Consider the following 17,929-nt stretch of genomic DNA (forward strand, 5'->3'; position numbering starts at 1 on the left):
ATACAGCACATGAGAGTTTTTTATAAAGAATGTCCAGCTTGTCATCAAGGTCGCTTGTTTGTTTTTAAAGATATAACTAACAATAGATTATATCTGCATTGCGAAGAGTGTGAAATGGGGTGGTTGACTCCTGATGATGCTGATAAAAATATCAATGGTTTCTTGACATTACTGGAGAACTTTGAAGCTATCGAAGCGACAGATGAGGATCTGGTACGTCTTAAATGGGATAACTACCATTTTGATAAAGTAACAGCAATTTAAATGAGTTTAAGTAAAGAAAGCTCCCAAACCTATCTGTATTCGTGGGTTACTTTGACGAAAAGATATCGTCATGATCTAAAATTATAATTGTGAGGGATAACATGTTTTTTACTGTACGTCAGTTTTTTATTGTTGGAATTATCTTCCTATGGTGGTCTACCAGTGCCTTGGCAAGTTATGCCGAAGGAGAAAAAGCGTATAACAATGGTGACTACGCTGAGGCATTAAAGCAATGGCAACCCTTGGCACAACAAGGTAATGCGGCTGCTCAAAACGACCTAGGTACAATGTATCAGGACGGTTTTGGCGTAGCAAAAGACGATGCACAGGCTATAGAATGGTATCGCAAAGCGGCAGATCAAGGTTTGGCTTATGCCCAGTATAATCTAGGTTTAATATATATCAGTGGCAAGCCTATGAAAGATCCTGCGCAGGCAGTGATTTGGTTCCGTAAAGCAGCAGATCAAGGTTTAGCTGATGCTCAATTTTACCTAGGCACGATGTACGATCTTGGTGAAGGTATAGCAAAGGATCCCGTAGAGGCAATGGCTTGGTATCGTAAAGCGGTAAATAAAAAATTGGCTGCTGCTCAATATGCATTAGGCTACAAATATGCCAATGGTGACGGCGTGGAGAAAGACGAAGCTATGGCCGTATTTTGGTTGCGTAAGGCAGCCAATCAAGGCTTTCCTTCAGCAAAAGAAGCGTTGGAAGAAATGAAGGCCAAGGAAAATTTGTCTATTACGCCATCGTTACCCCAACCTACTGAGGTAAAGGCGGCCATTCAGCGAGCAGTGGATTTCATTGACATTGAGACCTTCGATGCGAAACTGTTGATTATAAGTAAATTGCGCTCTGCCGATGTTATCAATGTTCCTGGGTGTGTTTATGAAAGCAAGCGAAAAGTAAATTGCATTGTGCAACTGGATTTTGGTATGAATAATGTGATGTATATGCAACTTCCATTGGAGTATCGATATAGCCACTGGGAGGCTCCTATTTTGGAAAAGGTTGGGCAAGAAAATGTAGCCAATCCTTCCGTGCCATCTCCAACAGTTGAGCAGGCACAACAGGCGCTTGAAACATTTGCGAAAAATAAGACGGATGAAACGAGCGAACTTATAACCTCTGGCCTGCTAAAACTTGTATCAATCAAACAGGGATGTAAATTGAATGAGGATCACGGAACGGTGAAATGCAGTACACAAGTGTCAAAGCGTGATAAGAATAATCAGCAGGAAGGAATTCATGATTGGGACTTGGATTTTCACCTAAAAGGTAGTGAATGGCAATATGGTCCATTGAATAACGTGGAAGGATAGTATTAGAATTGATAAACACTATGTGAATACGCTTTGGTAATGTGGTATCTAGGCGGTTTTAGTTAATTTATGTTAGCTTAGTTATTGCAAGTAACATTATTTATGGTATGTTTTAAGTTCGAATATTACGTTGATAATATTGGAAATAATAATTACAACAAACAATTCACCATGTGAATTTTATTATTGTAATTATCAATCAGGATGATACAAAGTATGAAGATTTTCCACCACACCCTTGCATTTTGTTCTCTGATGGCTGTGCCATTTATGGTAAACGCAACCCCCTCGCTACCTCAACCTCAAGATGTTAAAACCGCCATTGAGCGTGCACTGGATTCGATCGAATTAGTGGAACCCACGTCTGGTAATCGGGAGGAAAGAAATCAATTTCTGATACAAAGATCATCCATCAAATCGATACGCTCTTCGGATGTGTTAAGCGTTCCAGGCTGTGTAATCGAAAGTGAGCAGAGCGTAAGTTGCATCATCGAAATGGACCATGGCATGGGAAAGATAGGTTATATCAATGTGCCACTGGAGTACCAAAGCAAGCGGTGGGAAGCGCCTTTCATGGTAAAGATTTTTGATAAAGAAGTAACGATGCCGGCTGTTCCGTCCCCAACTCTGGAGCAGGCCCAAAAAGCGATAATTCAATCTGCTGAAAATAGCGACGATGAAGGCGCCAAGCTGGTACAAACTGGCTTGCTTAAGCTCATCTCCATTCAGCCCAACTGTGAACTCGACCCTTATAATGGAAACATTATTTGCAAAGGTAAAATATCAAAGCAAGCAACAAAACAGCAGAAAGCGGAGATTATTGACGTAGACAGAATGCATTTTCACTTAAAAGGCAGTGCTTGGGTTTATGGTCGGGTACCGAGTTAAATATCTAGTTAATTTTATTTTGAGCGACTAATCCATTGATTTTTCGCTCAAGATGATTAGTTGGCTCTGATTTTTAAATGAAAATAAACATTAGGTGACTAAACAATGGATTGTGAACATAAAGCCATATCTATCAATCGCTCTGGCATCATGCAAACGGCAGATATTTATTATAGCAGAGGAAAAGACTGGTCTTTAAAAGTAGTCTTTAACGACCAAACCGAGTATGAAGTAATCAGTGGCGATGTGTTTTCTTGTTTTTGTGAAATAAGAAATCATTTTTCTGATGTTGTGTTTATGTGCAAAGGTGCTAAACGTAATGTCTATCCTTCCAGTATGTGCAGAGATATGTCTGGTGGGTTGATTGCCTATGAATTCCATGAGGGCAAGCACGCGACATCTGATGATATAGTTCCTATTTTCCATTTTGACGATGAAGATTTAGTGTCCCCGGCAGAGCAAAAGCAGCATTTTTTATCTTGGGCACAATCTGAGCGATGCTGAGTTATATATCATAACTGCGTTTAATACCGCTTCACCTGTTGCGTCATTAGACGCAGCCGTTAAGAACGAGTAATAGACCACCGTCTTGCTCGGGTGTTCCCTGCTGTTAGTTATTATCCTCCGGGAATTCCCCCACTGCCATATGCAGCGTAATGCGTTGCCCATCGCGCAACACCACCACCGGGATCTCCGTCCCTGGGCGGATCTCCGCCACCTGGTCCATCGTCTCCAATACCGACACCGCTGGTTTGTTATCGACGTTAATGATGATGTCATTAATACGGAACCCCGCATTGGCCGCCGGGCCGTTAGGGGTAATTTCGGTCACGATGATCCCCTGCAGGCGATCGATGCCGGTCGCCGAGGTGCGCACCGGGATAATCTCTTTGCCCTGAATACCAAAGTAGCCGCGGATCACCCGGCCATCACGGATCAGCTTATCCATGATCTTGGTCGCTAGCTCTACCGGGATGGCAAAGCCTAGCCCCTCTGGCGTTTCGCCATCGGTGATCTTGTCATAGGTCAGCGTGTTGATGCCCATCAGCTCACCCAGGGAGTTAACCAGTGCACCGCCGGAGTTACCCCGGTTGATTGAAGCATCGGTTTGCAGGAAGGTTTGTCGCCCGGTGGTGCTCAGGCTGATACGCCCGGTGGCGCTGATAATGCCCTGGGTAACGGTTTGCCCAAGGTTGTACGGGTTACCGATCGCCAGCGCCACATCACCGATGCGTGCGGGGCGTGCGGTATTAATTGGGATCACTGGCAAGTTGCCCGGATCGATTTTCAGCACGGCCAGGTCTGTCAGGCTATCGGAGCCGACCAATAACGCTTCATAGCGGCGGCCATCTTGCAGTACGGCGGTGATCTGCTGGGCGTCTTTGATTACATGGCGGTTGGTAATGATATAGCCGCGATCGTTCATGATCACACCGGAACCCAGGGAGAGCACGTTGGTCGCGCCGCTGATGTTGCGGTTGTAGATGTTGACGACGGCAGGGGCAGCCCGGCGCACGCCGGTGTTATAGCTGGCCGGCGTTTGATCGCTGGTATTCTCAGATTTGCTGGCGAATATGTTATTGGCGGAACGCAATACGGGCAGGGCGGCCAGCAGTATACCGGCAACGACCAAACCAATAACAATAGAACGCAAGAGCTTAGCAAACATAGAGTTTTAGTTAGTGTTGGGGAAGATGAACGGAGGATAGCACGAGTTAACCGGGCGCAGTATGCTGGCGCGCCCGGTTTCGCAACAAATTAACGCAGCAACAGATAAATGTTTTCGTCGCCACGTACGATGTTCAACGCCATCACCGGCGGTTTAGCTTCAAGCAGTTTACGCAGTGCATTGATGTTTTCAACGCGCTGACGGTTGACGCCGATGATCACATCCCCTTTCTGCAGGCCAAACTGCGCCGCCGGAGTGCCTTTATCCACCTTGTCGATCTTCACGCCTTTATCACCGTTTGGCAGCGCACCGTTGGTGAGGGAGGCACCTTGCAGCGCAGGCGACAGCGTTTCGGCGTTGGTTGATACGCTTTCGCTGTTATCCAGGGTGACGGCAACGTCCATAGGTTTGCCTTCACGCAGCAGGCCTACTTTAACGGTAGTGCCCGGTGCGGTGGTGCCCACTTTGGCACGCAGCTCGGCAAAGCTGCTGATCGGCTTGCCATCCAGGGAGACTAGAATGTCGCCGGCTTTGATCCCGGCTTTGGCTGCGGCGGATTTTGGCATGACTTCACTGACAAAGGCCCCGCGTTGGGCATCCGTATTGAATGCTTTCGCCATATCGGCGGTCATTTCACTGCCTTTAATGCCCAGCAGGCCGCGCTTCACTTCGCCAAACTCAATCAGCTGCTTGCTCAGGCTCTGCGCCATGTTACTTGGAATGGCGAAGCCGATACCGATGTTGCCGCCGCCCGGTGCCAGGATCGCGGTGTTGATACCGATCAGCTCACCATTCAGGTTCACCAGCGCGCCGCCGGAGTTGCCACGGTTGATAGAGGCATCGGTCTGGATGAAGTTTTCCAGCCCTTCCAGGCTCAGGCCGCTACGGCCCAGTGCGGAGATGATGCCGGAGGTTGCCGTCTGGCCAAGGCCGAACGGGTTACCGACGGCTACGGCGAAGTCACCAACACGCAGCTTGTCGGAGTCGGCGATTTTTACCGCCGTCAGGTTTTTGACATCGCTGACCTGCAGCAGGGCAATGTCAGACTGTTCGTCGCGGCCAATCAGCTTGGCGTCATATTCGCGGCCATCATTGAGCTGCACGCTGATCTTGTCGGCGTTGTTGATGACGTGGTTGTTGGTGAGGATGTAACCCTTCGCCGCGTCGATAATCACGCCGGAACCCAGCCCTTCAAACGGACGAGTGCTTTCTTTCGGTGAAGGCATGTTTGGGCCAAAGAAGAATTTAAACTGCTCTGGCAGCTGTGGCTGGCGTTGTACCTGAGTGCCTTCTACACGCACGCTAACCACGGCAGGCAGCACTTTTTCCAGCATTGGTGCCAGGCTTGGCAGCGACTCACCAGCAACGGCGGCTGGCATGGCTGCGTTGGCTGCCGGGACGGAGGCAAATGCCAGGCTGATGCTCATTGCTAATGCACTAAGAATTAAAGATCTTTTCATCATTGGTTATAGCTCTCTCAAAATCTGCCGGTGAAATTTTTTACGATACTGCCATAGCAATACCATTTGTGTAGTGTAGGACAATGAATTTACGCGAAAAGTTCACTTAATCGTCAAGAGTAAGCATAGTCAGGGCGGGGAATTAGGGACGAACAAAGTGAACAACCCGTGGGATTTCCCCACGGGTCAGTATAACGGGGAATTAATTACTGCGTGGTGCGCCGCGCAGCAGGCCAGATGCCCCTTCGGAGTAGTCACGAGGCATCTCCACCGGAGCCTGATCGTTATCCGCTTCCGATTCGGACAGACGGTAGCGGAACGGGTTGTCCTGCATCGGCAGATCCGGCAGCAGGTTATTGGAGCTTTTCGCCATATGCTGATACAGCTGGCGATAGTCGCGCGCCATGTTATCCAGCAGTTCAGCACTGCGGGCAAAATGGCCAACCAGCTCCTGACGGTACTCTTCAAGCTCGGTTTTGCTTTTATCCAGTTCGTTTTGCAGCACCTGTTGCTGACGTAATTTACTGTTACCAAAACGCATCGCTACCGCACCGATCACGATACCGACCACCAAACCAATCAGCGCATACTCCCAGGTCATGATGACTCCTATTTTGACTTCGTTGTTCCGCAGGGATTTTTCACTTAATAATATCCACTATAACCGTTAACCTTGTCCGAGTGGAATCCTGATAAGCCAATACCTGCAGTTTGCAGGGGTTTTCTTGGGGTATAACGCCGATAAATGTGGCGATCAGGGTGCGAAGCGGCTGCCATCCGCCGCGAAAATTGGATAAATAAATTCTCAGCGTTGTTAGGGATTGCGAATACATGCAGGCACAGTCACCGTTATCACGCTACCAGCAGGCGCTGGATGCGGGGGAATATCAGGCCGATGCGGTTCAGCGCCAGGCCGTTACGCAGTTGGATCAGATCTATCAGGCGTTGCAGCAGCTCCCGGCTCCTGACGCCGCTAACGCTGGCAAGCGTCGTAACCTGCTTAGCCGTTGGTTAGGTAAGAGTGAGGAAATCACCGCGCAGCGGCCGGTGCAGGGGCTGTATATGTGGGGCGGCGTTGGCCGGGGTAAAACCTGGCTGATGGACCTGTTTTTCCACAGCTTGCCCGGCGATCGCAAACTGCGGCTGCACTTTCACCGCTTTATGCTGCGGGTGCACGAAGAGCTGACGGAGCTGCAAGGGCAGGAAAACCCGCTGGAGATCGTCGCGGACGGCTTCAAGGCGCAAACGGACGTGCTGTGTTTTGACGAGTTCTTTGTCTCCGACATCACCGATGCCATGCTGCTGGCAACGCTGTTGCAGGCGCTGTTCGCGCGCGGTATTACGCTGGTGGCTACCTCTAACATTATTCCGGACAACCTGTATCGTAACGGGCTGCAACGCGCACGCTTCCTACCGGCGATCGATTTGATCAACGAGTATTGCGACGTGATGAACGTGGATGCGGGCATCGATTATCGCTTGCGTACCCTGACGCAGGCCCATCTGTATCTGACCCCGCTCAATCAGCAAACGCAGGACACGATGGACCACATCTTCCTCAAGCTGGCAGGTCACGCCGGGGAAGAGGCTCCGGTGCTGCAAATCAATCACCGGCCAATGCCCACCTTGCGCGCGGTGGAAGGGGTATTGGCGATCGATTTTCATACCCTGTGTGAAGAGCCGCGTAGCCAACTGGATTACATCGCTTTGTCACGCCTCTATCACAGCGTAATGCTGTATAATGTGCGCATTATGGGGCCGCTGAAGGAAAACACCGCCCGCCGCTTCCTGGCGCTGGTGGACGAATTCTACGAGCGCCACGTTAAACTGGTGATCGCCGCCGAAGCCTCGATGTTCGAGATCTACCAGGGTGAACAGCTGAAGTTCGAGTTTCAGCGTTGCCTGTCCCGCCTGCAGGAGATGCAGAGCGAGGAGTATCTGAAGCTGCCTCATCTGCCGTAAACGGCGTTCGGGCCTGGCTTTCAGGCCCAGTTTCGCCCCCGATTATGGTCGCCAAATCGGTCCCCTGCGCTAAATCCGTTTTCCCGGTAAAAACAGGTCGACCTTTGTGAGCGACTTCTCTATAATCTTGCGACCCCACGTTACAACAAAGTTTTTTTCCCAAAACTTTGTATAGTGCCGGCAATGGCTATTCGAAGGGGTAGGTTTGCTGGACTTGTATGGTCGTGTGAGCCTCAACTGTTTTCGAGCGTTGGGTGAACACCTACGTGTAACTAAATTATTGGGTAAGCTTTCTAATGAAAACTTTTACAGCTAAACCAGAAACCGTAAAACGTGACTGGTATGTTGTTGATGCAGACGGTAAAACTTTAGGCCGTCTAGCTACTGAACTGGCTCGTCGTCTGCGCGGCAAGCATAAAGCGGAATACACCCCGCACGTTGATACCGGTGACTACATCATCGTTCTGAACGCAGAAAAAGTTGCTGTAACCGGCAACAAGCGTACAGACAAGGTGTATTACCACCACACCGGCCACATCGGTGGTATCAAGCAAGCGACCTTTGAAGAGATGATTGCCCGCCGTCCTGAGCGCGTGATTGAAATCGCGGTTAAAGGCATGCTGCCAAAGGGTCCGTTGGGTCGTGCAATGTTCCGTAAACTGAAAGTTTACGCGGGCACCGAGCACACTCACGCGGCACAGCAACCGCAAGTTCTTGACATCTAATCGGGATTATAGGCAATGGCTGAAAATCAATACTACGGCACTGGTCGCCGCAAAAGCTCCGCCGCTCGCGTTTTTATCAAGCCGGGCAGTGGTAACATCGTTATTAACCAGCGCAGCCTGGAACAGTACTTCGGTCGCGAAACTGCCCGCATGGTAGTTCGTCAACCGCTGGAACTGATCGACATGGTTGGCAAATTCGATTTGTACATCACCGTTAAAGGTGGTGGCATCTCTGGTCAAGCCGGCGCTATCCGTCACGGTATCACCCGTGCACTGATGGAGTACGACGAGACTCTGCGTGGTGAATTGCGTAAAGCTGGCTTCGTCACTCGTGACGCGCGTAAAGTTGAGCGTAAGAAAGTCGGTCTGCGTAAAGCACGTCGCCGTCCGCAGTTCTCCAAGCGTTAATTTTTTCTGCTTCGGCAGGACGATTTACGCGAAAAACCCGCCTCTTCGGCGGGTTTTTTTATGCCTGCAATCAGATTAAACTTTATTAAAATCAGTGAGCTAGGTGATAAATCAACGCATAACCACCACAAAACAGTCAAAATCTGGTAAACTATCATCCACTTTTGCGCCTGTTCGCCGTGCAGTGCTGTCAGTCTACCTCCGAGGCCGTTTTCCAGACCTAAGGTTTATCTGTGAGCTGCGGGCTTGCGGTCACGATTATTCAGGATAGCAGCCTGAGATACCCAATCAATTTCACGTCGCAGCCAGGCGGCAACAACGCAATGGCTCGTGGAGTGATGGATATTTTGGCTATTCGCCGTATTTTCTAGATAACTTGGAGGTTTTCATGGCTGTCGCTGCCAACAAACGTTCGGTAATGACGCTGTTCTCTGGCCCGACCGACATCTTTAGCCATCAAGTACGTATCGTACTGGCGGAAAAAGGCGTCAGCGTCGAGATCGAGCAGGTAGAACCCGATAATCTGCCGCAGGATCTGATCGACCTCAACCCATACCAAACGGTACCGACGTTGGTCGATCGCGAGCTGACGCTGTATGAATCCCGTATCATCATGGAATACCTTGATGAGCGTTTCCCTCACCCGCCATTGATGCCGGTGTATCCGGTGGCACGCGGTGAGAGCCGTCTGATGATGCTGCGTATCGAGAGAAACTGGTACACGCTGATGTACAAAATCGAGCAGAGCAACGGCCAGGAAGCTGAATCAGCACGCCGTCAACTGCGTGAAGAGCTGCTGGCGATTGCGCCAATCTTCGGCCAGACCCCGTATTTCATGAGCGAAGAGTTCAGCCTGGTAGACTGCTACCTGGCCCCGCTGCTGTGGCGTTTGCCGCAACTGGGTATCGAACTGAGCGGTGCCGGCTCCAAAGAGCTGAAAGGCTACATGACCCGCGTCTTCGAGCGTGATGCATTCCTGGCCTCTCTGACCGAAGCCGAGCGCGAAATGCGCCTGCAGACTCGGGGCTAAGCATCATGGATATGTCTCAGATGACCCCGCGCCGTCCTTATCTTTTGCGGGCATTCTATGACTGGCTGTTGGATAACCAACTGACTCCGCATCTGGTCGTGGACGTGATGCGCCCAGACGTGCAGGTTCCGATGGAATTTGCACGCGATGGTCAGATTGTGTTGAACATTGCTCCGCGTGCCGTAGGCAACCTGCAACTGGGCGACGACGAAGTGACCTTCAACGCGCGCTTTGGTGGCGTTCCTCGTCAGGTACTGGTGCCAATGGCGGCCGTGCTGGCGATTTATGCGCGGGAGAACGGGGCTGGTACCCTGTTTGAACCGGAAGCCAAGTATGAAGATGAAGGGGCTTTCGAGGGGCTGGAAGAGGTGTCTAGCCCAACGGGTAGCCTGATGTCAGTGGTTGATAGCGATCCTCAGGATAGCCTGGAAGACGATAACGGCCCTGATGATGAACCACCACAACCGCCACGCGGTGGTGGACGTCCGGCGTTGCGTGTCGTGAAGTAAGCTACGGCAGGCAGGGAAAAGGTGCAACTCAGGTTGCGCCTTTTTTATTGTCTGTAGATCGGCAAGTTGGGTATCCGGAAGGTAAAAGCAAAGGGCCGGCAAGCCGACCCTTTGGGAGAACGTAGAGGTTTAAATCACACTTCCAGATAACACATGATGCCTTCAGCAGCTTTGCGCCCTTCGGCAATCGCGGTAACCACCAGATCGGAACCGCGAACCGCATCGCCACCGGCGAAGATTTTCGGGTTACTGGTCTGGAAGGCGTTATCGACCGACTCCGGTGCCACGATGCGGCCCTGTTTGTCCAACTGCACGTCGTGCGCGGCCAACCAGTCCATCTGGTGCGGGCGGAAGCCAAAGGCCATCACCACCGCATCGGCGTCGATCACGTGCTCGGATCCAGGTACCTGTTCGGCAACCTGGCGGCCATTGGCATCCGGGGCACCCAACTGAGTACGCACCATCTTGACGCCAGCAACGCGCCCCGCGCTGTTTAGCTCAATGCTCAACGGCTGGAGGTTGAACTGGAACTCGACCCCTTCCTCGCGCGCATTCTTCACTTCGCGTTTGGAACCCGGCATGTTCGCTTCATCCCGGCGATAGGCACAGATGACCTGAGTCGCGCCCTGACGAATGGAGGTGCGTACGCAGTCCATGGCGGTGTCACCACCACCCAGCACTACCACACGCTTGCCTTCCATGCTGACATACGGCTCGTGCTGCTCTGGCTGGTAGCCCATCAGCTGCTTGGTGTTGGCGATCAGGAACGGCAGCGCATCGTACACGCCCGGTGCCTCTTCGTTCTCCAATCCACCACGCATCGATTGGTAGGTACCTACGCCGAGGAACACCGCATCGTATTCGCTCAGCAGCGCATCCATGGTGATGTCTTTACCGATTTCGGTATTGAGCTGGAACTCGATCCCCATCTCGCTGAAGATGCCACGGCGTTTTACCATCACCTCTTTTTCCAGCTTAAAGGCCGGGATACCGAAGGTCAGCAAACCGCCGATCTCTGGATGACGATCGTAAACCACCGCTTTGACGCCGTTACGGGTCAATACGTCGGCACAGGCCAGGCCCGCCGGGCCAGCGCCAATAACGGCTACCCGCTTACCGGTTGGGTGCACGTGGGACATATCCGGCTTCCAGCCCATCTCGATGGCTTTATCGCTGATGTAACGCTCGATATTGCCGATGGTCACCGCGCCAAACTCGTCGTTCAGGGTACAGGAACCTTCGCACAGGCGATCTTGCGGACAAACGCGGCCACACACTTCCGGCAGGCTGTTGGTCTGGTGTGCCAGATCCGCCGCCTCCATGATGCGGCCTTCATTCGCCAGCTTCAGCCAGTTCGGAATATAGTTGTGAACCGGGCATTTCCATTCGCAATAGGGGTTGCCGCAGGACAGGCAACGGTCGGCCTGCGATTTCGCCTGAGTTTCCGAAAAGGGTTCATAGATCTCTACAAACTCAATTTTGCGGATCTTCAGCGGTTTCTTTGGCGGATCAACGCGCTGCAGGTCGATAAATTGATAAACGTTCTGACTCATTCAATGACCCCTTACTGCGCCTGAACCCGCAACTCGGCGGCGCTTCGACTACGGTGACCCAACAATGCTTTGACATCACTGGACTTCGGTTTGACCAGCGCAAACTTCGGCGCCCAAACCGGCCAGTTAGCCAAGATCTCTTCTGCCCGTGATGAACCGGTCAGTTGCACATGCTCGGTGATCAAACCGCGCAGGTGCTCTTCATGGATCGCCAGCTGATCGACGTCCAGCACTTCCACCAGTTCCGGGTTGACGCGTTTGCGGAACTCGCCGTCTTCATCCAGTACATAGGCGAAGCCGCCGGTCATGCCCGCACCAAAGTTGATGCCGGTTTTACCTAATACGCAGACGATGCCACCGGTCATGTATTCACAACCGTTATCGCCAATGCCTTCAACCACGGTAATTGCCCCGGAGTTACGCACGGCGAAACGCTCCCCGGCACGGCCTGCGGCGAACAGCTTGCCACCGGTTGCGCCGTACAGGCAGGTGTTGCCGATGATGCTGGCTTCGTGGCTGCGGAAGGCAGATCCCACCGGAGGACGCACGGCGATACGGCCACCGGCCATCCCTTTACCGACGTAGTCGTTGGCATCGCCGGTCAGGGTCAGCTCAACGCCGCCGGCATTCCACACGCCGAAGCTCTGGCCTGCGGTACCGGAGAAATGCGCCTTGATCGGATCGGCTGCCATCCCTTGGTCGCCATGCAGGGTGGCAATGGCTCCTGATAAGGTCGCGCCGACGGAACGGTCGGTGTTACGGATATCGAAATAGAAGGTCTTGCTGTGCTTGGCCTCGATATGCGGTTGCGCCTGTGCCATCAGCTCCTTGTTCAGCACGCCCTGATCGAACGGTGGGTTGCTGCTTTCGGTGCAGTGCAGGGCTTTGCCCGCGTGTGGCGTGGCGGTTTTCAGCAACGGCGACAGATCCAGCTTGTTCTGCTTGGCGGAGATCCCGTCGAGCTCGGTCAGGAACTCGGTGCGGCCAATCAGATCGACCAGTTGGCTGACGCCCAACGTAGCCATGATCTCGCGGGTTTCCCGCGCGATAAACTGGAAGTAGTTGGTCACGCGCTCTGGCAGGCCGTGATAATGATCGCGGCGCAGTTTTTCATCTTGAGTTGCTACGCCGGTCGCGCAGTTGTTCAAGTGACAGATACGCAGGTATTTACAGCCCAGAGCGACCATCGGGCCTGTGCCGAAGCCAAAGCTCTCTGCACCCAGAATGGCGGCTTTAACAATGTCGACGCCGGTTTTCAGGCCACCATCCACCTGTAGGCGGATCTTGTGGCGCAGGCCGTTGGCCACCAGTGCCTGCTGGGTTTCCACCAGGCCAAGCTCCCATGGGCAGCCAGCATATTTAACTGAAGATAACGGGCTTGCACCGGTGCCCCCGTCGTAACCGGCAATGGTGATCAGATCGGCATAGGCTTTCGCTACGCCGGTAGCAATGGTGCCCACGCCCGGCTCGGAAACCAGCTTCACCGAAATCATTGCCTTCGGGTTCACCTGTTTCAGATCGAAAATCAGCTGTGCCAGATCTTCAATCGAATAGATATCGTGATGCGGCGGAGGCGAGATCAGGGTAACGCCTGGCACCGAATAACGCAGTTTGGCGATATACGGCGTGACCTTATCGCCAGGTAATTGACCGCCTTCACCCGGCTTGGCACCTTGGGCGACCTTAATCTGGATCACGTCGGCGTTCACCAGATAGGCTGGCGTCACGCCGAAGCGGCCAGAGGCCACCTGCTTGATACGGGAAACCTTGTTGGTGCCGTAGCGCGCCGGATCTTCACCGCCTTCACCGGAGTTGGAGAAACCGCCCAGGCTGTTCATGGCAATCGCCAGCGACTCATGGGCTTCCGGGCTGAGTGCCCCGATGGACATGGCAGCGGTATCGAAGCGTTTGAACAGCGATTCGGCCGGCTCAACCTGATCGACTGGGATCGGCGCGCCTTTCGGGGTGATCGCCAGCAGGTCGCGCAGTGTGGCAATCGGGCGCTCGTTCACCAGCTTGGCATAAGCCTGGTAATCGCTGTATTCACCGCTGTGCACCGCTTTTTGCAGCGAGTTCACCACGTCTGGGTTATACGCATGGTATTCGCCGTTGTGGACGAACTTCAGCAGGCCACCTTGATCCAGCGGCTTGCGTTTCAGCCAGGCGCGTTTGGACAGGTTTTGCAGATCCTGCTGGAAGTCGCTGAAGCTGGCACCGCCGATGCGGCTGACCACGCCCTGGAAGCAGAGATCGGACAGGTCACGGTGCAGGCCGACGGCTTCAAACAGTTTGGAACAGCGGTAAGAGGCGATAGTCGAGATGCCCATTTTGGACATGATCTTGTACAGCCCTTTATTGATGCCGTTACGGTAGTTCAGCATCACGTCGCGGTATTTCTTGTCGATCGCCTGGCTGTCGACCAACTTGGCCAGCGTTTCGTAGGCCAGATACGGGTAGACGGCGGTGGCACCAAAGCCCAGCAACACGGCGAAGTGATGCGGGTCGCGGGCGCTGGCGGTTTCAACGATGATGTTGGCATCGCAGCGCAGGTTTTTGTCCACCAGGCGGGTCTGGATTGCCCCCACCGCCATTGGCGCCGGTACCGGCAAGCGCTGGTTGCTGATGGCACGGTCGGACAGTACCAGCAACACTGCGCCGTCACGGACTTTACGTTCCGCTTCGTCGCATAGGGCATGGATGGTCTGTTCCAGATCCTGCTCCGCCGGATCGAAGGTCAGATCGAGCGTGTCGGCACGATAATATTCGCCTTCCAGCGTAGTGAGCTGCTTGAAGTCTGAATACAGCAGGATCGGCGATTTGAAGCTCAGGCGATGCGCCTGGCCTTCGGCTTCGCAGAATACGTTCATCTCGCGGCCGATGCTGGTGGCCAGAGACATCACATGGGCTTCACGCAGCGGATCGATCGGCGGGTTGGTAACCTGAGCGAACTGCTGGCGGAAGTAGTCATAAATGATGCGCGGACGGCTGGAAAGCACGGCGAACGGGGTATCGTCACCCATCGAACCGGTGGCTTCCTGGCCGATCTCGCCCAGTACGCGGATCACCTGGTCCAGCTCTTCGCTGCTGTAGCCGAACTGCTTCTGGTAGGTTTCCAGCGTGGCGTCATCCAGCTCGCGGCTGCCCACCTGATCTTCTGGCAGGTCTTCGAACGGCACCAGACGTTTGACGTTCTTCTCCATCCATTCTTTATACGGATGGCGGCTTTTCAGATCGTTGTCGGTTTCGGCGGAGTGCAGGATCTTGCCGCTGCGGGTGTCGATCACCATCAGCTCGCCTGGCCCGACGCGGCCTTTTTCGATGACCTCATCCGGCTGGTAATCCCAGATGCCGACTTCTGAGGCACAGGTGATCAGCTTGTCTTTGGTGATGACGTAGCGCGCGGGACGCAGACCGTTACGGTCCAGGTTACAGGCGGCGTAGCGGCCATCGGACATCACGATGCCCGCAGGGCCGTCCCACGGCTCCATATGCATCGAGTTGAAGTCAAAGAAGGCGCGCAGATCGGTGTCCATATCCGGGTTGTTCTGCCAGGCCGGTGGTACCAGCAAACGCATGGCACGGATCAGATCCATACCGCCTGCCAGCAACAGCTCCAGCATGTTATCCAGCGAGCTGGAGTCGGAGCCGGTTTCGTTAACGAAAGGCGCAGCGGCTTGCAAATCCGGGATCAGCGGGGTCTGGAACTTGTAGGTACGGGCACGTGCCCACTGGCGGTTACCGGTGATGGTGTTGATCTCACCGTTGTGCGCCAGATAGCGGAACGGCTGTGCCAAAGGCCAGCGCGGCACGGTATTGGTCGAGAAGCGCTGGTGGAACAGGCAGATGGCCGATTCCAGCCGCAGGTCGGCCAGATCCAGATAGAAGCGTGGCAGATCGGCTGGCATGCACAGACCTTTGTAGATCGTCACCAGGTTGGAGAAACTGCACACATAGAAGCTGTCGTCCTGGACGCGCTTCTCGATACGGCGACGGGCCACAAACAGGCGGCGCTCCATATCGCGTGGACGCCAGCCCGCAGGGGCGTTCACGAAAATCTGTTCAATACGCGGCAGGGAAGAGAGGGCGATCTCACCCAAAACGTCCGGGTTGGTAGGCACTTCGCGCCAGCCGACGATCGACAGCGTTTCGTTCTGCAGCTCTTCTTCAACAATGCGGCGGCTGGCACGGGCCTCCTCTTCGTTCTGGCTGAGGAACATCATGCCAACGGCGTAGTTCTTGGCTAAACGCCAGCCGCGCTCTTGCGCCACCATGCGGAAAAAGCGATCGGGCTTTTGCAATAACAGGCCGCAACCGTCGCCAGTCTTGCCGTCAGCAAGAATTGCACCACGGTGTTGCATGCGGGCCAGTGCGTGAATAGCGGTCCTCACCACTTTGTGGCTAGGTTCGCCTTCTATGTGGGCGATCAGGCCGAAACCACAGTTGTCCCTCTCATGGGATTTATCGTACAGCATATCAGTGAACCTCCCCAGGCTCTGTGTGACTCTTACAACCCACTGCGAAGGGCCTGCTCAATTTCAGGCAGAAGTCCAATCAGCAAGGTTAATATCGCCAATCTGCTTTTCCGCCCTCCATCAATGGCCTCTCGTGACGGTTCTCACAAGTGGTAAATGACTTGTTTTAAGAGGGAGTCTTAAATTACTGCATAATTATGACGAGACGTTTGCCCGTCCAGAAAGCTTCCAGCGGACCTCCAACTTAGCGAGAAAGAATACGCAGGTCAAATATGGGCTTAACAGGGATTTCGATGGCTTGCATGAGGTTTATGATGATGAAAAATAAGTTTTTTCAGGCCTTTTAAGCACGATGGAAAGGCAGGGGAAGTGCCGCAAAAATGTGAGCTGTCTCACTATAGTGCAATGCCTGAATCTCTGCACCATGCTAGTGCTGGCGGTAATGCCAGAATTTTATTCTAGTAAGTATCTATTTATTGTTGTTTATAACTATTTTTCATCGCTTTGTCATAAAGCTGTTAACAGTGCGCTGAGGATTAGAAACTTTCATCGAGATAAAAATGATTTTATTTGCACTAATAATGAATAGTTATGCCTGCGGCGGCCTTTGGGGAAAAGCGTTGATCCCTGTCATCGCGGGAAAAGCCGTTTCTTATTAGCATAACGGCCTTCAAACACAGAGAGACACCAAGATTATGCAGTTGCCGCAATTAGTCAATATGTTTGGTAGCGATCTTCAGCGCCGTTATGGGGAGAAGATCCACAAACTCACGCTGCACGGTGGGTTTAGCTGCCCGAACCGCGACGGCACGCTGGGGCGCGGCGGCTGTACTTTCTGCAACGTAGCCTCTTTTGCCGATGAACAGATGCAGCAGCAAAGCATTGCGGAGCAACTGGCCATTCAGGCGCAGAAGGTTAACCGGGCAAAGCGCTATCTGGCTTACTTCCAGGCCTATACCAGTACCTATGCCGAGGTCGAACTGTTGGCCAACATGTATCGGCAGGCGCTGATGCAGGCCGAGATGGTGGGTATCTGTGTCGGCACCCGACCAGACTGCGTGCCGGAAGCTGCGCTCGATCTGCTGGCAGGCTATCGTGAGCAGGGCTTTGAGGTGTGGCTGGAGCTGGGGCTGCAAACGGCGCACGATAAAACACTAAAGCGCATCAACCGTGGCCACAATTTCTCCTGTTACCAGCAGACCAGCCGCCTGGCGCGGGAACGCGGCCTGAAGGTATGCAGCCACCTGATCGTTGGCCTGCCTGGTGAGACTCATCAACATCATCTGGCTACGCTGCAAGCGGTGGCTGAGAGTGGGGTAGACGGCATCAAGCTGCACCCGCTGCATATCGTCACCGGTAGTACCATGGCGCGAGCCTGGCAGGCGGGGCGTTTGCCTGAGCTGTCGCTGGAGGATTACGCATTCAGCGCCGGGGAAATGATCCGCCATACGCCGAAGGAGATTATCTACCACCGCATCTCGGCCAGCGCCCGTCGGCCCACCCTGTTGGCACCATTATGGTGCGAAAACCGTTGGAACGGCATGCAGGCCGTCGGCGGCTATCTGCAGCAGTATGGTGGCCAGGGTTCGGCTTTGGCCGCAGACCAGCAATACCTGCCTTAAAACCCCGTTCTCAGGTTGCGAATTGCAACCATTCCCACAGTTCAC

15 protein-coding genes are annotated in these 17,929 nt (G+C 53.4%); 10 read left to right on the forward strand and 5 right to left on the reverse strand.

Annotated features, from left to right (window positions below; translation table 11 throughout):
- The first annotated feature begins 9 nt into the window (after positions 1–9).
- From ACX9GU_RS03180 to ACX9GU_RS03195, 4 genes are all read left to right on the forward strand, one after another.
- Positions 10–264 carry a hypothetical protein gene (locus ACX9GU_RS03180; RefSeq protein WP_473193822.1) on the forward strand — a complete coding sequence of 85 codons (255 nt, stop codon included), beginning with the start codon at positions 10–12 and terminating at the stop codon, positions 262–264.
- Between the two features lie 101 nt (positions 265–365).
- Positions 366–1,586: a tetratricopeptide repeat protein gene (locus ACX9GU_RS03185; RefSeq protein WP_473193823.1), complete on the forward strand. Its 1,221-nt coding sequence runs from the start codon at positions 366–368 to the stop codon at positions 1,584–1,586.
- A gap of 216 nt (positions 1,587–1,802) precedes the next feature.
- On the forward strand, positions 1,803–2,474 hold the full coding sequence (locus ACX9GU_RS03190) for a hypothetical protein (protein WP_473193824.1): 672 nt from the start codon (positions 1,803–1,805) through the stop codon (positions 2,472–2,474).
- 105 nt (positions 2,475–2,579) lie between these two features.
- Positions 2,580–2,978 (forward strand): hypothetical protein, encoded by a 399-nt coding sequence (locus tag ACX9GU_RS03195; protein WP_473193825.1) that lies wholly within the window; start codon positions 2,580–2,582, stop codon positions 2,976–2,978.
- Between the two features lie 106 nt (positions 2,979–3,084).
- Here ACX9GU_RS03195 and degS read toward each other — a convergent pair whose 3' ends face one another.
- The 3 genes from degS to zapG all read right to left on the reverse strand — a co-directional run bounded on the left by degS (position 3,085) and on the right by zapG (position 6,204).
- On the reverse strand, positions 3,085–4,143 hold the full coding sequence (degS, locus tag ACX9GU_RS03200; RefSeq protein ID WP_065684740.1) for an outer membrane-stress sensor serine endopeptidase DegS: 1,059 nt from the start codon (positions 4,141–4,143) through the stop codon (positions 3,085–3,087).
- An 89-nt stretch (positions 4,144–4,232) separates the two neighbouring features.
- Positions 4,233–5,606: a serine endoprotease DegQ gene (degQ, locus tag ACX9GU_RS03205; protein ID WP_473193826.1), complete on the reverse strand. Its 1,374-nt coding sequence runs from the start codon at positions 5,604–5,606 to the stop codon at positions 4,233–4,235.
- 199 nt (positions 5,607–5,805) lie between these two features.
- Complete coding sequence (zapG, locus tag ACX9GU_RS03210) at positions 5,806–6,204, reverse strand: Z-ring associated protein ZapG (protein ID WP_024483697.1); 399 nt, start codon at positions 6,202–6,204, stop codon at positions 5,806–5,808.
- Positions 6,205–6,434: 230 nt separating this feature from the next.
- On the opposite strand from zapG, the gene zapE reads away from it, so the two are divergent.
- From zapE to sspB, 5 genes are all read left to right on the forward strand, one after another.
- Positions 6,435–7,565 carry a cell division protein ZapE gene (zapE, locus tag ACX9GU_RS03215; protein ID WP_473193827.1) on the forward strand — a complete coding sequence of 377 codons (1,131 nt, stop codon included), beginning with the start codon at positions 6,435–6,437 and terminating at the stop codon, positions 7,563–7,565.
- Positions 7,566–7,861: 296 nt separating this feature from the next.
- Positions 7,862–8,290 (forward strand): 50S ribosomal protein L13, encoded by a 429-nt coding sequence (gene rplM / locus ACX9GU_RS03220; protein ID WP_021180678.1) that lies wholly within the window; start codon positions 7,862–7,864, stop codon positions 8,288–8,290.
- Positions 8,291–8,305: 15 nt separating this feature from the next.
- Positions 8,306–8,698, forward strand: a complete 393-nt coding sequence (gene rpsI / locus ACX9GU_RS03225; protein WP_024483695.1) for a 30S ribosomal protein S9 — start codon at positions 8,306–8,308, stop codon at positions 8,696–8,698.
- A gap of 388 nt (positions 8,699–9,086) precedes the next feature.
- Positions 9,087–9,728 carry a stringent starvation protein SspA gene (sspA, locus tag ACX9GU_RS03230; RefSeq protein WP_024483694.1) on the forward strand — a complete coding sequence of 214 codons (642 nt, stop codon included), beginning with the start codon at positions 9,087–9,089 and terminating at the stop codon, positions 9,726–9,728.
- A gap of 5 nt (positions 9,729–9,733) precedes the next feature.
- Entirely contained in the window at positions 9,734–10,237 is a 504-nt protein-coding gene (gene sspB / locus ACX9GU_RS03235; protein ID WP_065684737.1) for a ClpXP protease specificity-enhancing factor, read from the forward strand.
- Between the two features lie 134 nt (positions 10,238–10,371).
- Here sspB and ACX9GU_RS03240 read toward each other — a convergent pair whose 3' ends face one another.
- Both ACX9GU_RS03240 and gltB read right to left on the reverse strand, forming a co-directional pair.
- On the reverse strand, positions 10,372–11,790 hold the full coding sequence (locus tag ACX9GU_RS03240; RefSeq protein ID WP_473193828.1) for a glutamate synthase small subunit: 1,419 nt from the start codon (positions 11,788–11,790) through the stop codon (positions 10,372–10,374).
- 11 nt (positions 11,791–11,801) lie between these two features.
- Positions 11,802–16,262, reverse strand: a complete 4,461-nt coding sequence (gltB, locus tag ACX9GU_RS03245; RefSeq protein WP_473193829.1) for a glutamate synthase large subunit — start codon at positions 16,260–16,262, stop codon at positions 11,802–11,804.
- A 695-nt stretch (positions 16,263–16,957) separates the two neighbouring features.
- Between gltB and mnmL the strand changes: the two genes are divergently transcribed.
- Complete coding sequence (gene mnmL / locus ACX9GU_RS03250; RefSeq protein ID WP_473193830.1) at positions 16,958–17,884, forward strand: tRNA modification radical SAM protein MnmL/YtqA; 927 nt, start codon at positions 16,958–16,960, stop codon at positions 17,882–17,884.
- The last annotated feature ends 45 nt before the right edge of the window (positions 17,885–17,929 follow it).

It is taken from the genome of Serratia sp. K1WW1 (assembly GCF_055790865.1).

What these genes read in the sequence shown, in the direction of transcription:
- ACX9GU_RS03180 (WP_473193822.1), top strand. Translation starts at nt 10, where the DNA reads ATGAGAGTTTTTTATAAAGAATGTCCAGCTTGTCATCAAGGTCGCTTG.
- ACX9GU_RS03185 (WP_473193823.1), top strand. Translation starts at nt 366, where the DNA reads ATGTTTTTTACTGTACGTCAGTTTTTTATTGTTGGAATTATCTTCCTA.
- ACX9GU_RS03190 (WP_473193824.1), top strand. Translation starts at nt 1,803, where the DNA reads ATGAAGATTTTCCACCACACCCTTGCATTTTGTTCTCTGATGGCTGTG.
- ACX9GU_RS03195 (WP_473193825.1), top strand. Translation starts at nt 2,580, where the DNA reads ATGGATTGTGAACATAAAGCCATATCTATCAATCGCTCTGGCATCATG.
- degS (WP_065684740.1), bottom strand. Translation starts at nt 4,143, where the DNA reads ATGTTTGCTAAGCTCTTGCGTTCTATTGTTATTGGTTTGGTCGTTGCC.
- degQ (WP_473193826.1), bottom strand. Translation starts at nt 5,606, where the DNA reads ATGATGAAAAGATCTTTAATTCTTAGTGCATTAGCAATGAGCATCAGC.
- zapG (WP_024483697.1), bottom strand. Translation starts at nt 6,204, where the DNA reads ATGACCTGGGAGTATGCGCTGATTGGTTTGGTGGTCGGTATCGTGATC.
- zapE (WP_473193827.1), top strand. Translation starts at nt 6,435, where the DNA reads ATGCAGGCACAGTCACCGTTATCACGCTACCAGCAGGCGCTGGATGCG.
- rplM (WP_021180678.1), top strand. Translation starts at nt 7,862, where the DNA reads ATGAAAACTTTTACAGCTAAACCAGAAACCGTAAAACGTGACTGGTAT.
- rpsI (WP_024483695.1), top strand. Translation starts at nt 8,306, where the DNA reads ATGGCTGAAAATCAATACTACGGCACTGGTCGCCGCAAAAGCTCCGCC.
- sspA (WP_024483694.1), top strand. Translation starts at nt 9,087, where the DNA reads ATGGCTGTCGCTGCCAACAAACGTTCGGTAATGACGCTGTTCTCTGGC.
- sspB (WP_065684737.1), top strand. Translation starts at nt 9,734, where the DNA reads ATGGATATGTCTCAGATGACCCCGCGCCGTCCTTATCTTTTGCGGGCA.
- ACX9GU_RS03240 (WP_473193828.1), bottom strand. Translation starts at nt 11,790, where the DNA reads ATGAGTCAGAACGTTTATCAATTTATCGACCTGCAGCGCGTTGATCCG.
- gltB (WP_473193829.1), bottom strand. Translation starts at nt 16,262, where the DNA reads ATGCTGTACGATAAATCCCATGAGAGGGACAACTGTGGTTTCGGCCTG.
- mnmL (WP_473193830.1), top strand. Translation starts at nt 16,958, where the DNA reads ATGCAGTTGCCGCAATTAGTCAATATGTTTGGTAGCGATCTTCAGCGC.